General features: G+C 49.0%; 1 pseudogene. It reads right to left on the bottom strand.

The annotated features are described in order from the left end of the window. Positions 1-37: 37 nt before the first annotated feature. Positions 38-239: pseudogene (locus FDX22_RS30580) on the bottom strand (replication protein); the annotation flags it as partial.

Genomic DNA, 239 nt, shown 5'->3' with positions numbered 1-239 from the left:
TCTGAGAGATTTCTATGGTCATTGGTCAATACTCGTTTTAGTTAATTAAACCTGCCGCTTTGCGGCGTTTGTATTCTTCCATCAGTATTTGCGCTGGCGTTGGTCCCGCCGGATGGTGCGGCGCCGCCAGTTGACGTCGAATTGGTGGGACACTTAGTCCGTTACCAACATGCTTCGACCACTTCGTAAGTAATTTTTCTGCCAGTCGTTTCAGCTCCCCCTCTGTCATTTGTCGTTCT

The organism is Citrobacter sp. TBCS-14 (assembly GCF_005280805.1).
Lineage (GTDB): Bacteria > Pseudomonadota > Gammaproteobacteria > Enterobacterales > Enterobacteriaceae > Citrobacter > Citrobacter gillenii.
Note: the sequence above shows the minus strand (reverse complement) of the source record. Positions and strands in the feature narration are given on the sequence as shown.